This is a genomic window from Shewanella sp. T24-MNA-CIBAN-0130 (genome assembly GCF_040310185.1).
GTDB classification, from domain to species: Bacteria; Pseudomonadota; Gammaproteobacteria; order Enterobacterales; family Shewanellaceae; genus Shewanella; species Shewanella psychromarinicola.
Window position 1 is genome coordinate 1 of sequence record NZ_JBEOPP010000201.1, and the last position, 319, is coordinate 319.

1 protein-coding gene is annotated in these 319 nt (G+C 37.6%); it reads left to right on the forward strand.

Annotation, left to right across the window (positions count from 1 at the left end):
• Positions 1-319 (forward strand): polysaccharide biosynthesis protein (locus AAEZ02_RS22070; protein WP_351125125.1); only part of this gene is annotated, 319 nt, incomplete at both ends.

Below are 319 nucleotides of genomic sequence, written 5' to 3' on the forward strand. Positions count from 1 at the left end.
GATCAGTTGTTCCTTTCTTTAAACAGCTCATCGCCAACGGTAGTGACCATTTACCTATTACTCATAAAGACATGACTCGTTTCTGGATTACCTTGCAGGATGGTGTGAATTTTGTGCTAAAAAACTTTTCTCGCATGTATGGTGGAGAAATTTTTGTTCCTAAAATACCTTCCGTTAATATCATTGATTTAGCAAAAGCTTACGCTCCAAATCTAGAGCTAAAATTCATCGGAATTCGTCCAGGGGAAAAACTTCATGAAGTTATGTGTCCTGCTGACGATTCGCATTTAACCATTGAGTTTTCCGATCATTATGTCAT